Annotated in this window: 13 protein-coding genes; 8 read left to right on the top strand and 5 right to left on the bottom strand. The window is 68.2% G+C overall.

The features are described from left to right. Positions 1–4 precede the first annotated feature (4 nt). The 3 genes from IC40_RS0116385 (at position 5) to IC40_RS0116375 (ending at position 2,943) form a co-directional block, all read left to right on the top strand. Complete coding sequence (locus IC40_RS0116385) at positions 5–1,003, top strand: class I SAM-dependent methyltransferase (RefSeq protein ID WP_030135784.1); 999 nt, start codon at positions 5–7, stop codon at positions 1,001–1,003. 1 nt (position 1,004) lies between these two features. After that, entirely contained in the window at positions 1,005–2,174 is a 1,170-nt protein-coding gene (locus IC40_RS0116380) for a THUMP-like domain-containing protein (protein ID WP_030135783.1), read from the top strand. A 64-nt stretch (positions 2,175–2,238) separates the two neighbouring features. Continuing rightward, the gene (locus IC40_RS0116375; protein WP_030135782.1) at positions 2,239–2,943 is read left to right on the top strand and encodes an esterase; all 705 of its coding nucleotides are present in this window, start codon (positions 2,239–2,241) and stop codon (positions 2,941–2,943) included. A gap of 8 nt (positions 2,944–2,951) precedes the next feature. Here IC40_RS0116375 and IC40_RS0116370 read toward each other — a convergent pair whose 3' ends face one another. Next, complete coding sequence (locus tag IC40_RS0116370) at positions 2,952–4,241, bottom strand: outer membrane protein assembly factor BamB (RefSeq protein ID WP_036470182.1); 1,290 nt, start codon at positions 4,239–4,241, stop codon at positions 2,952–2,954. A gap of 47 nt (positions 4,242–4,288) precedes the next feature. Here IC40_RS0116370 and IC40_RS0116365 point away from each other — a divergent pair, with 47 nt between their 5' ends. After that, positions 4,289–5,026 (top strand): acyltransferase, encoded by a 738-nt coding sequence (locus IC40_RS0116365; RefSeq protein ID WP_030135780.1) that lies wholly within the window; start codon positions 4,289–4,291, stop codon positions 5,024–5,026. 12 nt (positions 5,027–5,038) lie between these two features. On the opposite strand, the gene IC40_RS0116360 is transcribed toward IC40_RS0116365, so the two are convergent. From IC40_RS0116360 to IC40_RS0116345, 4 genes are all read right to left on the bottom strand, one after another. Beyond that, the gene (locus IC40_RS0116360) at positions 5,039–5,833 is read right to left on the bottom strand and encodes an SRPBCC family protein (RefSeq protein ID WP_030135779.1); all 795 of its coding nucleotides are present in this window, start codon (positions 5,831–5,833) and stop codon (positions 5,039–5,041) included. 77 nt (positions 5,834–5,910) lie between these two features. Beyond that, complete coding sequence (locus tag IC40_RS0116355; RefSeq protein WP_030135778.1) at positions 5,911–7,137, bottom strand: glycosyltransferase family 4 protein; 1,227 nt, start codon at positions 7,135–7,137, stop codon at positions 5,911–5,913. Positions 7,138–7,234: 97 nt separating this feature from the next. Further along, a complete protein-coding gene (locus tag IC40_RS0116350; protein ID WP_042509643.1) occupies positions 7,235–8,758 on the bottom strand; it encodes a 1,4-alpha-glucan branching protein domain-containing protein in 1,524 nt (507 codons plus the stop codon). Between the two features lie 19 nt (positions 8,759–8,777). Beyond that, positions 8,778–9,596 (bottom strand): class I SAM-dependent methyltransferase, encoded by an 819-nt coding sequence (locus IC40_RS0116345; protein ID WP_234411531.1) that lies wholly within the window; start codon positions 9,594–9,596, stop codon positions 8,778–8,780. 197 nt (positions 9,597–9,793) lie between these two features. Here IC40_RS0116345 and IC40_RS0116340 point away from each other — a divergent pair, with 197 nt between their 5' ends. The 4 genes from IC40_RS0116340 to IC40_RS0116325 all read left to right on the top strand — a co-directional run bounded on the left by IC40_RS0116340 (position 9,794) and on the right by IC40_RS0116325 (position 13,565). Continuing rightward, on the top strand, positions 9,794–10,585 hold the full coding sequence (locus IC40_RS0116340) for an electron transfer flavoprotein subunit beta/FixA family protein (protein ID WP_019513601.1): 792 nt from the start codon (positions 9,794–9,796) through the stop codon (positions 10,583–10,585). Positions 10,586–10,623: 38 nt separating this feature from the next. Further along, complete coding sequence (locus IC40_RS0116335) at positions 10,624–11,580, top strand: electron transfer flavoprotein subunit alpha/FixB family protein (RefSeq protein WP_030135775.1); 957 nt, start codon at positions 10,624–10,626, stop codon at positions 11,578–11,580. A 279-nt stretch (positions 11,581–11,859) separates the two neighbouring features. Beyond that, positions 11,860–12,696, top strand: a complete 837-nt coding sequence (locus IC40_RS0116330; protein WP_030135774.1) for a GNAT family N-acetyltransferase — start codon at positions 11,860–11,862, stop codon at positions 12,694–12,696. Positions 12,697–12,746: 50 nt separating this feature from the next. Then, a complete protein-coding gene (locus IC40_RS0116325; protein WP_277624632.1) occupies positions 12,747–13,565 on the top strand; it encodes a lysophospholipid acyltransferase family protein in 819 nt (272 codons plus the stop codon). Positions 13,566–13,586 lie beyond the last annotated feature (21 nt).

Raw genomic sequence — 13,586 nt, 5'->3', positions numbered from 1 at the left:
CCATATGACGAGCACGGACCACACGCCCGATGTCGCCGCCGGGGCGGCTCCGGAGCCCAACCCGCACGCCACCGCCGAGCAGGTCGAGGCCGCCCTCAAGGACACCAAGCTGGCCCAGATCCTGTATCACGACTGGGAGGCCGAGACCTACGACGACAAGTGGTCGATCTCCTATGACCAGCGCTGCATCGACTACGCGCGCGGTCGCTTCGACGCCATCGTGCCCGAGCATGTTCAGCAGGAACTGCCCTACGACCGGGCCCTGGAGCTGGGCTGCGGCACCGGATTCTTCCTGCTCAACCTCATCCAGGCCGGGGTGGCCCGCCGTGGCTCGGTGACCGATCTGTCCCCGGGCATGGTCAAGGTCGCCACCCGCAACGGGCAGGGTCTCGGCCTCGACATCGACGGTCGCGTCGCCGATGCCGAGGGCATCCCGTACGAGGACAACACCTTCGATCTGGTGGTCGGGCACGCCGTGCTGCACCACATCCCGGACGTGGAGAAGTCGCTGCGCGAGGTGGTCCGCATCCTCAAGCCCGGTGGGCGGTTCGTCTTCGCCGGTGAGCCGACCAGCGCGGGCAATGTCTACGCGCGCAACCTCTCGACGCTGACCTGGCATCTGTCGACCAACATCACCAAACTGCCCGGGTTGGAGAACTGGCGCCGCCCGCAGGAGGAACTGGACGAGTCCTCCCGCGCCGCCGCACTCGAGGCAGTCGTGGATCTGCACACCTTCGATCCCGAGGATCTGGAGCGGATGGCCACCAATGCCGGTGCCGTCGAGGTGGCCACCGCCAGCGAGGAGTTCACCGCGGCGATGCTCGGCTGGCCCATCAGGACCTTCGAGGCATCGGTGCCGCCGGGCCGGCTGGGTTGGGGATGGGCGAAGTTCGCCTTCAACAGCTGGACGACGCTGAGCTGGGTGGATGCCAACGTTTGGCGCAAGGTCGTGCCCAAGGGCTGGTTCTACAACGTGATGGTCACGGGCACCAAGCCGTTGTGATGTGGCGGTAGTCTTCTCGCTCGACGATGTCGCCTACCTCGGTGGCGACGAAGGTCGTCGGGCACTGGCCGAGATCGCCGAGCTGTCGTTGAGCGATGCCGGCCGGGTGGCCGATATCACCTCGGTGCGTGAGCGTTTCGGCGATCGCACGGCGGTGCTGGTGGAGACCACCCTGCTGCGGCGGCGGGCGCGGACCAAATTCGCCGACGCGTCGTCGTGGTTGTTCACCGATGACGCCATGCAGCAGGCCACCGCCGAGCCGGTGGCGCTACACCGTGCTCAGCGGCTGGCCGGCATGCGTGTCCACGATGTGACGTGCTCGGTGGGTGCCGAACTGGCCGCGCTCATACCGAGGGCCGAATCGGTGCTCGGCAGCGATCTGGATCGGGTGCGGCTTGCCATGGCGCACAACAACGTTCCCGATGCGGCTTTGGTGCTCGCCGATGCGCTCGTCCCGGTCAGCCGCGATACCGTCGTGCTCGCTGATCCCGGCAGGCGTGCCGGTGGCCGTCGACGCTTCGATCCACGGGCGTATACGCCGCCGTTGGACACTCTGCTCGAGGTCTACCGCGATCGACACATCGTCGTGAAATGTGCTCCGGGAATCGATTTCGGCCAGCTCGACGAGCTGGGGTTCACCGGCGAGATCGCGGTGACGTCATGGGGTGGCAGCGTGCGCGAGGCGTGCCTGTGGTCCGCCGGTCTGCGCGCAGCCGGGGTGCACCGGCGTGCGGTCGTCCTGGACAGGGCCGAGGAGTTGACCGATGCCGATCCCGACGACTGCACCGTGGCAGCGGCCGGCCGGTGGATCATCGACCCCGACGGGGCGGTGGTGCGCGCCGGTCTGGTGCGCCAGTACGCGACCCGACACGGCCTGTGGCAACTGGATCCCGATATCGCGTATCTGTCCGGGGATGTGGTGCCCGAAGGAGTCCGCGGATTCGAGGTGCTCGCCGAGATCGGATTCGACGAGAAGCGGCTGCGCCGCGAACTGGTGGCCAGGGACTGTGGTGCGGTGGAGATCTTGGTCCGCGGCGTCGATATCGACCCCGACGTCCTGCGTCGGCGGCTTAAGTTGCGGGGCACGTCTGCGCTGTCGGTGGTGCTCACCCGCATCGGTACCGGGGCCGCCAGTCGCGCGGTGGCATTCATTTGTCGTCCGTCGCGATAGTGCCACAGGTAATCTTGGTACCGGCGGCGCCTGTGCCGCTCCCGTTCCTCGGAGGATCTCCCAGATGCGTGTACCCCCGCTGGCCGTCACCGTGCTGGCAGCAACCACCACGGCCCTGCTGGGCGTCGCGGGTGCACCGGTCGCCGCAGCCGCGCCACCGGGGTGCAGCGACGTCGACGGCGTGCTCGGGCCCGACAACGTGTGCACCATCGCCCAGACCGATCCGGCCTACACGCTGAACATCAAGTTCCCGGCGAACTTTCCCGATCCCAAACCGGTGATCGAGTACGTCAAGCAGACCCGCGATGGCTTCCTGAACGTCGCGAAGTCCCCGGACTTCCGCGGGATGCCCTACGAACTGGACACCACCACCGTCCAGTACAGTTCCGCCGTCCCGCCGCGGGGGACCCAGTCGGTGGTGTTCACCACCTATCAGAATGTCGGTGGGGCCCACCCGCAGACGTTCTACAAATCGTTCAGCTGGGATCAGGCTTACCGCAAGCCGATCACCTTCGAGAAGCTGTTCCGCGAGGGTGCAGACCCGCTGCCGGTGATCTTCCCGGTGGTGCAGGCCGATTTGGCCCGGCAGTCGGGCATCCCCGATCCGGTGTTACCGGATGCGGGTCTGGACCCGGCCAACTATCAGAACTTCGCCATCACCGACGATGCGGTGATCTTCTTCTTCAGCCAGGGCGAATTGCTGCCCGAATCGGCCGGCGCCGTTCAGGTTTCGGTGCCGCGCGCAACGGTGGCCCCGCTGCTGGCCTGAGCGCGAACCTAGACCGGAGCGAAGCTGTAGACCTGGCCTGCGCTGGTGGTGACGACAACCCTACGGTCATGGCCCACCGACACACCGAGCGGCGCACCGTCGGCCTCCGGTAACGGGTACTGGTTGAGGGTGCGGCCGTCGGCGGTGTCGAATACCAGCAGCGCCTGACCGGCGTCACCGTCGCGGATCACCGCGTAGCCGGTGCCGCCGCCGCTCTGCGTGGACGTCGTCAACGGTTCGACATCGTCACGGCTCCAGGCGATCTCGCCGCTGTCGGTGACCGACACCAGATGCGAACCCGGTCCTCCGCCGGCGATGACGTGTCCATCCGGGGTCACCGACGGTGGAGTTCGCGGGGTGGAGTCCAGTGCCACCGACCATCTTGCGCTGCCGTCGGCGGTGTCGATCGCCCACAGTCGGTTGTCGCGGCCGGTGACGTAGGCGACGGTGCCGTCCGCCGAGAGCACCGGGCTGGCGATCGGTCCGCCGCCGATGGCGGTGCTGGTCCACGCCGTGCTCACCATCGCGGTGGCGTCGGGGCGATACTTCAATCCGGTGAGGACCGGTGCCGGGGCGCCGGGTTGCCAGAGTCCGGCGACCAGCATGCCGGTGTCGGCGCTGAACGCCGGCGCCGAAGCCACCGGGCAACCACTGCGTTCGGTGACGCAGTCGTCGAGTCCGCGTTGCGAATCGGTGGGATCGACGCCGGCGACGAGATCAAGCGGCGTACCGATGACGGTTCCTCGATGCGCGTCGAACACCAGCACCTGGCCCAGATGGGTGAACACCAGCAGGTGTCCGGGATCGAGCAGGCGCGGGGTCATCGGCATGCCGATCACCGGCTGCCGCCAGCGGATCCACTGCGTCGGCGGGAACGACATGATGGCGCCCGGTTGGCCGATATAGAGGTTGTCGAAGCCGTCGAACAGCGGGCTGGACAAGCCGCCGCCCTGCCAGAGCCTGGTGCACCACCGTTGCCGACCGTTGTTGTCGTTCTCCCACACCATCAACGAGCAGCCGTCGGCGGTCTGGCCGTTGACCGCCAGGTAGGCACCCGAACCCAGGGCGGCCTGCGCGCCCAGCGCACCCTTGACCGAGCGCTGCCAATCCAGGCTCAGTTCTCTGGCGCCGTCGACAGGGCTGTAGCTGCTGTTGGCCGCATCGGCGTACTGCGCGGACCACCCGGTCGCGGGATGGGCCTCGACCCAGGAATCGGTGTTCGCGCACGCCGAAGCCAGCAGCGTGGTCATCGACAGGACGGCGGCAAGCCGGCGCGCAGATTTTCGGAGTGCAGGCATCGAGTCCCGAGACTAGCCCGTGACGGTCTCGCGTAGGCTGACCGGCCATGACGACGATGTGGGGCGCGCCGTTGCACAAGAGGTGGCGAGGTTCGCGGCTGGGCGATCCGCGCCAGGCTCGGTTCCTGACCCGCGATTCACTGCGCTGGGTGCTGGCCAACAAGGCGTACACGCCGTGGTACCTCGTGCGGTACTGGCGCCTGCTCAAGTTCAAGCTGCGCAACCCCCACATCATCACCCGCGGCATGGTGTTCCTCGGCAAGGGCGTGGAGATCGAAGCCACGCCGGAGCTGTCCACCATGGAGATCGGCCGCTGGGTTCACATCGGCGACAAGAACACCATCCGCTGCCACGAAGGTTCACTGCGCATCGGTGACAAAGTGGTCCTCGGCCGTGACAACGTCATCAACACCTACCTGGACATCGAACTGGGTGATTCCGTGCTGATGGCCGACTGGTGTTATGTCTGCGATTTCGACCACAAGATGGACAGTCTGGAACTTCCGATCAAGGACCAGGGCATCATCAAGAGCCCGGTGCGGATCGGGCCCGACACCTGGGTGGCTGCCAAGGTCAGCGTGCTGCGCGGAACGTCGGTGGGCCGTGGGTGCGTGCTCGGCGCGCATGCGGTGGTCAAGGGAGAGATTCCGGACTACTCGATCGCTGTCGGGTCGCCGGCCAAGGTTGTCAAGAACCGCAAGGTCGCCTGGGACGCGTCGGCCGCCCAGCGCGCCGAGCTGGCCGCCAATCTGGCCGATATCGAGCGCAAGAAGGCCGCCCGCTGACGGCACGGCCGATCAGCCGAAGGTGTGCTCCAGCAGCCGGTGCCAGGCGGTGCGGGTCACCTCGGCATCGTCGGCAGCGTCGGCACCGTAGAAGAACGCGTTCAGGCTCAACATCGCTTTTCCGCCCGGTGTATACATGCCGAACAGCACGAGGCCGGGTAGCGGTTCGGCCAGGCGCACCAGCACGTGGCGCTGCCGATCGTCCTGCTGGACCCAGTCCACCTGCCCGTTGATGTTGTCGATCGTGGTGCCTACCGTGCGCAGATCGCCGACGTCGACACCGTGCAGGTGCATGACCTCGGTGAACCGCTTCCAGGCCTCGTACGGCGAGTCCGGCGATGCCGAGGAGAGTCGATAGGTCACCGCGCGGCGCCCCGCGAAATGGCGCAGATAGCTGCGCAGCACTGCGAAGTGCCCGGTCCAGCCCGCTTCGAAGCCCTCGAGATCGGTGTCCCAGTCGGGACGGTCGGTCACCAGCGAGTGCACCATCGCGACGTCGCAGTGTCCATCGAGCCGGTCAGTCACGGTGATCTGGGTGGTCAGCGGCGGGGCGTCGCCGGCCCAATCTCGTTCGACGTAGCCGAAGCGGCGCAGCGGATCCCACTCGGTGACCTCACCGACCGAATCGCCGGCGGGTCCGAAGTCGAATCGGATTGCCCCACCGACCTTTTCCTCGATCTCGCAGCGGGTGAACCAGGCCGAGTTGCCCGCGCCTGTGGCCAGCGCGTGCCACACCTGTTCGGGGCCGGCATCGACGGTCAGCCCCAGCTCGATCCAGCGCTCTGCGTCATCGTGATGCACCGGCATCTCACCAGCCTACGACCGGAAACGGAATACGGCGCCGTGTGATTCACCTCGGGGACCGAGGTGTTCGCTTGCGCGGATCAACCGTAGTCGGGCAGAGGACGTTCGACGATCAGCCGACGCGGCTGGGGCTGGCGTTCGGCGCGTTTGGCGGCCAGGTACACCTGTGCGGTGTGGTCGGCGACGTTCGGCCAGGAGAAGTCACCGAGTCGGTCCCTGGCCGCCACCGCGCGCTGCTGTGCGGCGGCGGGATCGTCGAGTACCCGGCGCACCGCATCCGCGAGTGCGGCGACATTGCGCGGCGGGCAGGACACCCCGGTGACACCGTCGATGACGGCCTCGCCGAGCCCGCCGATATTCGAGGTGACCAGGGGAGTGCCGGTGGCCGCGGCCTCCAGGGCGACGATGCCGAACGGTTCGTAATGCGATGGCAGCACGGCGACGTCGGCCTTGTGCAGCAATCGCACCAGACCCTCGTGGTCGACTCGTCCGATGAACTTGGTCGCCTTGAGCACCTTGTGCTTGCGGGCCTGTGCGCTCAGGAAATCGAGTTGGGTGCCGTCACCGGCGATGGTCAGCGTGGTGCCCGGGTGCGTCCGGCGGATGCGGGGCAGCGCCGCGATGGCGTCGTGCACGCCCTTCTCGTACTCGAGGCGGCCGAAGAACAACAGCTCGGGTGCGCCGTCGTGCGGGCGACGGGTGGCGAACGGCCAACCGTCGGTGTCGATCCCGTTGGGGATGACCGTGGTCTCGGCCAGGCCCGGTCCGAACAGTTCGGTGATCTCCTCGCGCATGGACGCCGAACAGGTGATCAGCGAATCGGATTCGTGCACGAGCCACGATTCCAGGGCGTGCACCTGTCGGCTGACCGCACCGGATACCCACCCCGAGTGTCTGCCGGCCTCGGTGGCATGGATGGTGGAAACCAAAGGCACGTCGAAGAATTCGGCCAGCGCGATCGCCGGGTGTGCGACCAGCCAGTCGTGGGCATGCACCAGATCGGGCTGCCAGTCACGCAGGGTCAGTCCCGACCGGATCATCGAATGACCCATGGCCAGCGTCCAGGCCATCATGTCGGTGCCGAAGGCGAATTCGTGTGGATCCTGGGCGGCGGCGATGACGCGCACACCCTCGGACATCTCGTCGGTGGACGGGTGGGTGCTCGGGTCGGTACCGGTCGGCCGGCGCGACAAGACCACGACCTCGTGGCCGGCCTCGACGAGTTCGGTGGCCAGGTGATGCACATGTCTGCCGAGGCCGCCGATGATCACCGGCGGGTACTCCCAGGAGACCATCAAGATCTTCATCGGCGGACACCTCTGACGGCGCGCGAGCGTGCGTCGACTAGGGGCGAGACATGGCGTGTCGCGCAGCAGACACGCACGCTCGCCGGGAATGGTGCGGTCATTGTGGCAGCCTCCGGGCGTCCAGTGCCCCGAACAGGCCGTCGGCGCGGTTCCAGTCCTCGGCCAGCCGCTGGGCCTGGGAGCGGCGCCCGGAGGCCAGGGCGGCGCTGATCTCGCGGGTGGCGTGCGCGTGCAGGTGCGCGCGATAGCGGGCGTATTCGGCGGCCGAATCCTTGCTGACCATGAAGGGCCAGTCGCTGGAGACCGTGAGCAGCGTTTCGCGCAGGATCTGGTCGGCGACCATATCGCGCCCGCCCGCATCGGGGTGCATCATCGCCTTGTCGACGGCGGCCAGTGCGGTGTCGACGACCTCGGTGTTGAGCTGGACCAGATCGGCGACCTTGGGGCCGTTCCACACCTGCCAGTCCTTGCCGGAACCCCATGAGCTGGGCGGCAATTCGACCGGCCCGCCGACGAAGCCGTCGGCGATGGCATCGGTGAGGGTGCCGACGCGGATACCCGCGGCGGGCAGTGCCCGCAGCAACCGCTCCAGCCATTGCGGTCCCTCGTACCACCAGTGCCCGAACAGTTCGGTGTCGAACGCGGCCACCACATGGGCAGGCCGCCCGATCCGGTCGGACTCGTCGATCAGCCTGCGGCGCACCACCTCGACGAAATCGGCGACGTGCACATCGATGGCGCGGTCGGCGCGATCGGGGTCGTACGGCGCCTTGGCCTCCGATGCCACATTGCGCCCGGTGACCCGGGCCGGCTTGAGGCCGGTGAGGTGATCGTAGGTGTGGAAGTCGCGGTAGGCGGCGTGGCCGGGATAACCGGACTTGGGGGACCAGACCCGGTAACTGACCTGCAGATCGCGTCCGAATGCCACCACGTCGCTGTCGCCGACGGTGCGGCCCAGCGCGGTATCGCCGTGCAGCGAGGGTCCGTCGACCATGAAGTGGCCGACACCGGCTGCCGCATAACCGATTTCCATGCCCGGTGCGTAGGCGCACTCGGGTGCCCAGATGCCGGCCGGGGTGTGCCCGATGCGGTGCCGGGCATCGGCGAGACCTTCGCGCAGGGCGAACTCGCGCAGCCGCGGGTTGAGCAACGGCTGGAACGGGTGGGCCAGTGGACCGCCGAGCAGTTCGATGGTGCCGGCCTCGACGAGCGGGCGCAGCAGCGGGCTACCGCCGTGACGCCACAGCGTGCTGAAGTCGTCCATCGCCGCGGTGGCGGTGTCGTATTCGCGGATCCCGAACTGCCGCATCGCTTCCGGCGCTGCGTAGCCGGTATCGGGGCCGTCGGTGACGGTGGTCGCCTCCTGGGCGCGCAGCTGCCAGTTGGCCAGCCAATGGTGCATGCCGGTCAGGCAGTACGGGTCGTCGAGTTGGGCGGTGACCACCGGTGTCATGCCGAGGGACAGCAGATGGCCGCGGCCTTCGTCGGCCAGGGTGCGCAGGACCCGGAACAGCGGCAGATAGCACGCCGCCCAGGACTGGTAGAGCCACTCCTCGCCCACCGGCCAGCGGCCGTGATGGGCCAGCCACGGCAGGTGCGTGTGCAGCACCAGCGTGAACATCCCCGGGGTGGGGTGGTACTCAGTCACCGCGCACCGCGATCGCCACCAGATCCAGGCTGTCGTCGATGGCACGGTTGTCGCGGCCGTCCTCGACCAGATCGAAGTGCTCGGTACGCACCGCGGCGACATCGGCGAGCAGGTCCGCCGACCACGGGGCATCGGCCACCGCGCGCGCGATCTGCGCCTCGATGATGGAACCGCCGTGGCGTGCGTCGAGCTCGGCCAGGCCGGGGCCATGGAACACCCCGAGCATGGACTCGACGCGGAAGCCGCCCGCCACGAGCAGTTCGGTGAGTTCGGCGGCATTGAGCTCACGGGTGTGGAAGGGGTTCAACGGGGTGTCGCGGCCGGGGGAGAAGGTGATGCGGTTCGGCGTCGACATCAGCAACAGCCCGCCGGGGCGCAACACGCGCGCGCATTCGCCGACGAACTGCCCCTGATCCCAGAGATGCTCGATGACCTGGAAGTTGACCACCACGTCCACCGAACCGTCCGCCAGCGGCAACTCGGCCAGGTTGCCGAGGGTCATCTGCACCCGCGGGTACTTGGCCCGGATGTGGGCGACGGCCTGTTCGTCGTAGTCGACGCCCACCACGGAGCGGGCCACCTGCGCGATCAGGTCGGCGCCGTAACCCTCGCCGGGTCCGGCTTCCAGTACGTCACGGCCGGCACAGCGGTCGGCCAGACGCTGGTAGACGACCTCGTGACGGCGGAACCAGTAGTTCTCCTCGGCCAGGCCCGGAATGGTCCGTTCACCGGTCAGGGGCAGACAAGGGTCGACGTCGGTGCCCGCCTTGGCGGGACCACCGGAGTTCTCGACCGAACCGAATGTGCTCATTGGAAGGCAGGCTAACCCGTGATGGCCGGTTCGCGAACGGATGCCCGACCGACCGTGCGGTCGGTAGATGGCGATTGACCAGTTATGGTGTCCGTACGTGCCGCTCAAGTTACCGGCGAGTAACCTGGAGGCCGTTGCGTGAAACGTGATATTGCCAGGCCGGCAGACGGCCTCATCGAGGAGGACGAACCACACTCATGACGAACATCGTGGTCCTGATCAAGCAGGTCCCTGATACCTGGTCGGAACGCAAGCTCTCCGACGGTGACTACACGCTCGATCGCGAGGCGGCCGACGCCGTGCTCGACGAGATCAACGAGCGCGCCGTCGAAGAAGCGCTGCTCATCAAGGAACGTGAGGGTGGCGACAGCACGGTGACCGTGCTGACCGCCGGCCCCGAGCGCGCCACCGAGGCCATCCGCAAGGCGCTGTCCATGGGCGCCGACAAGGCCGTCCACCTCAAGGACGACGGTCTGCACGGCTCCGACCTCATCCAGACGGGCTGGGCGCTGGCCCGCGCGCTGGGCACCATCGAGGGCACCGAACTGGTGATCGCCGGTAACGAGGCCACCGACGGTGTCGGCGGCGCCGTGCCTGCCGTCATCGCCGAGTACCTCGGTCTGCCGCAGCTCACCCACGTGCGCAAGCTCAATGTCGAGGGCGGCAAGGTCACCGCCGAGCGTGAGACCGACGACGGTGTCTTCGGCCTGGAGGCCACCCTGCCTGCGGTGGTGAGCGTCAACGAGAAGATCAACGAGCCGCGCTTCCCGTCCTTCAAGGGCATCATGGCCGCCAAGAAGAAGGAAGTCACCGTCCTGACCTTGGCCGAGATCGGTGTCGAGCCCGACGAGGTCGGCGTCGCCAACGCAGGCACCAAGGTGCTCTCGTCCACCCCGAAGCCCCCGAAGACCGCCGGCGAGAAGATCACCGACGAGGGCGAAGGCGGCACCAAGGTCGCCGAGTACCTGGTCGCCCAGAAGTTGATCTAGTAGCTGACCCCTCAGACACACACTCAAAGGACAGATTCATGGCTGAAGTACTCGTGCTCGTCGAGCACGCCGAAGGTGCACTGAAGAAGGTCAGCACCGAACTCATCACCGCTGCCCGCGTGCTGGGTGAGCCGTCCGCCGTCGTGGTGGGCGCCCCCGGCACCGCCGCCGGCCTCACCGACGGCCTCAAGGCCGCCGGTGCGGCCAAGATCTACGTCGCCGAGTCGGCCGACGTGGACAACTTCCTGGTCACCCCGAAGGTCGACGTGCTGGCCGCGCTCGTCGAGTCCGCATCGCCTGCCGGTGTGGTCATCGCCGCCAGCGCCGAGGGCAAAGAGGTTGCCGGCCGGCTGGCCGCGCGCCTGGGCTCCGGCCTGCTGGTCGACGTCGTCGGCCTGAAGGACGGCGGCATCGGGGTCTACAGCATCTTCGGTGGCGCGTTCACCGTCGAGGCGCAGGCCACCGGCGAACTGCCCGTCATCACCGTCCGCCCGGGTGCCGTCGACGCCGAACCGGCCGACGGTGCCGGCGAGGTCGTCGAGGTCGAGGTTCCGGCCCAGGCCGAGAATGCGACGAAGATCACCTCCCGCGAGCCGGTCGTCGCCGGTGACCGTCCCGAGCTCACCGAGGCCAGCGTCGTGGTCGCCGGTGGTCGTGGTGTCGGCAGCGAGGAGAACTTCAAGGTCGTCGAGGAGCTGGCCGATTCGCTCGGCGGCGCCGTCGGCGCCTCCCGCGCCGCGGTGGACTCCGGCTACTACGCCGGTCAGTTCCAGGTCGGCCAGACCGGTAAGACCGTGTCGCCGCAGCTCTACATCGCCCTCGGCATCTCCGGTGCGATCCAGCACCGCGCCGGCATGCAGACGTCCAAGACGATCATCGCGGTCAACAAGGACGAAGAGGCGCCGATCTTCGAGATCGCCGACCTCGGCATCGTGGGCGACCTGTTCAAGGTCACCCCGCAGCTGACCGAGGCGGTCAAGGCCCGCAAGGGTTAAGCAGCTCGACAATCAACAGAGGCGCCCCGGGACTCCAGGTCCCGGGGCGCCTTTGTGCGTGGTCACCTCGAGATGGACGTTTCTGCGCTCATGCAGGCCTGCAGACCGCAGAAACGTCCATCTCGGCGTGCCGTGGCGGGTGTTCATTTTTCGTGCACGGACACGTCACGCTGGCGATGCCGTCCGGAGACCCGCAGGCGCGACCGTGCTGCATATGAGCGACGCTTGCGGAGCGAATCAACAGGTGGCATGCGGGACCCGAGCCTGCGAGGGAATCGCATGAGCACCGCATCCGTACTCATACCCGCCGATGACACCGCGCAGGCGATCTCGGGGACGCCGGCGCCGCGTTACACCCTGCTGCTGTCCACCGAGCCCGAGCACATCGAGGCGGCCCAGCGGCTGCGTCACGAGGTGTTCACCTCCGAGCCCGGTTTCGCCTTGACCGCGAGCCCCGACGGCCTCGATGCCGACCGCTTCGACCAGTACTGCGATCACCTGCTGGTCCGCGAGGACGGTTCCGGCGAGTTGGTCGGCTGCTACCGGATGCTGCCACCGCCGGGTGCTATCGCAGCAGGAAGTCTCTACACCGCAACCGAATTCGATGTTCGATCGCTTGACGCCCTGCGGCCGTCACTGGTCGAGATGGGGCGTGCCGTGGTGCGTGCGGACCACCGCAACGGCGCCGTGGTGTTGCTGATGTGGGCGGGCATCCTCGCCTACCTGGACCGCTGTGGTTACGACTACGTCACCGGGTGCGTCTCGGTGCCGACGCATCCCGACGGGGAGACCCCCGGCAGCGGGTTGCGCGGGGTACGCGATTTCGTGTTGCGCCGCCACGGCGCGCCCGCCGAGTACACGGTGCGGCCCTACCGCCCGGTGGTCATCGACGGCCGCGGGCTCGACGATATCGAGCCACCGGCCCGGGTCAACGTGCCCGCACTGATGCGCGGCTACCTGCGCCTCGGCGCCCAGGTGTGCGGCGAGCCGGCCCACGATCCCGATTTCGGCGTCGGTGACTTCCCGGCCCTGCTGGGCAAACGCAACGCCGACGTCCGCTATCTGAAACGCCTGCGCTCGGTATCGCAGGCCACCGAGGGGGAGGCACGACCGTGACCGTCACCGGAAATGCCTGGTTGCCCAAGGCGACCTGCGACGAAGGCTGTATGCACGCCGGTGCCGCGGCGCTCGGCTCGCGACCGGCCGTCTGGACCCGCACCACGTTGCGGGTGACCGGTGCGGTGCTGCTCTTCCTCGCCGTGCCGCTGCTGGCCGTGCCGCTGCCCGGCCGCTCACACCTGCAACGCGCCTACTGCCGGCTGATGCTGCGCTGCGTCGGCGTCCGGATCACCGTGTCCGGCGGCCCGATCCGCAACCTGCGCGGCGTCCTGGTGGTCAGCGGGCACGTGTCCTGGCTGGACATCTTCAGCATCGGTGCGGTGCTGCCGGGATCGTTCGTCGCCCGCGCCGATCTGATCGATTGGCCGGCTCTTGGTGTCGTCGCCAGGATCATGAAGGTGATCCCGATCGAGCGAGAGAATCTGCGCAGGCTGCCCGCCGTCGTCGGTGCGGTGGCGGCCCGGTTGCGCGGCGGGCACACGGTGGTCGCCTTCCCCGAGGGAACCACCTGGTGCGGTCTCGGCTACGGCCCGTTCCGCCCGGCGATGTTCCAGGCCGCCGTCGACGCGGGGCGCCCGGTGCAACCGCTGCGGCTGACCTACCACCACCGCGACGGCAGCCCGTCGACGGTGCCCGCCTATATCGGCGAGGACACTTTGCTGGCCTCCATCCGCCGCCTGGTCACCGCCCGGCGCACCGTCGTGCACGTGCAGGTCCAGTCCTTGGAATTGCCCGGCGACGATCGCCGGGATCTGGCCGCTCGTTGCGAGGCCGCTGTCCGTGGCCCCGGGGCGGTCGCGGGCCACCGGCGCGCCGGCCGGACCGCCGATACGGGCGCCGCGGCCGGTGAGGTATTGGTGGCCTGACCGCGCTGGATCGGGCGAGCG

Source organism: Mycolicibacterium neoaurum ATCC 25795 (assembly GCF_000691525.1).
Lineage (GTDB): Bacteria > Actinomycetota > Actinomycetes > Mycobacteriales > Mycobacteriaceae > Mycobacterium > Mycobacterium neoaurum.
The sequence above is the reverse complement of the archived record's forward strand: the minus strand, read 5'-3'. Positions and strand labels throughout refer to the sequence as shown.

Excerpts from the sequence above, each read along its gene's own strand:
- IC40_RS0116350 (WP_042509643.1), bottom strand. The coding sequence starts at position 8,758 with ATGTTCACGCTGGTGCTGCACACGCACCTGCCGTGGCTGGCCCATCAC.
- IC40_RS0116340 (WP_019513601.1), top strand. The coding sequence starts at position 9,794 with ATGACGAACATCGTGGTCCTGATCAAGCAGGTCCCTGATACCTGGTCG.
- IC40_RS0116345 (WP_234411531.1), bottom strand. The coding sequence starts at position 9,596 with ATGAGCACATTCGGTTCGGTCGAGAACTCCGGTGGTCCCGCCAAGGCG.
- IC40_RS0116355 (WP_030135778.1), bottom strand. The coding sequence starts at position 7,137 with ATGAAGATCTTGATGGTCTCCTGGGAGTACCCGCCGGTGATCATCGGC.
- IC40_RS0116325 (WP_277624632.1), top strand. The coding sequence starts at position 12,747 with ATGCACGCCGGTGCCGCGGCGCTCGGCTCGCGACCGGCCGTCTGGACC.
- IC40_RS0116370 (WP_036470182.1), bottom strand. The coding sequence starts at position 4,241 with ATGCCTGCACTCCGAAAATCTGCGCGCCGGCTTGCCGCCGTCCTGTCG.
- IC40_RS0116375 (WP_030135782.1), top strand. The coding sequence starts at position 2,239 with ATGCGTGTACCCCCGCTGGCCGTCACCGTGCTGGCAGCAACCACCACG.
- IC40_RS0116335 (WP_030135775.1), top strand. The coding sequence starts at position 10,624 with ATGGCTGAAGTACTCGTGCTCGTCGAGCACGCCGAAGGTGCACTGAAG.
- IC40_RS0116360 (WP_030135779.1), bottom strand. The coding sequence starts at position 5,833 with ATGCCGGTGCATCACGATGACGCAGAGCGCTGGATCGAGCTGGGGCTG.
- IC40_RS0116385 (WP_030135784.1), top strand. The coding sequence starts at position 5 with ATGACGAGCACGGACCACACGCCCGATGTCGCCGCCGGGGCGGCTCCG.
- IC40_RS0116330 (WP_030135774.1), top strand. The coding sequence starts at position 11,860 with ATGAGCACCGCATCCGTACTCATACCCGCCGATGACACCGCGCAGGCG.
- IC40_RS0116365 (WP_030135780.1), top strand. The coding sequence starts at position 4,289 with ATGACGACGATGTGGGGCGCGCCGTTGCACAAGAGGTGGCGAGGTTCG.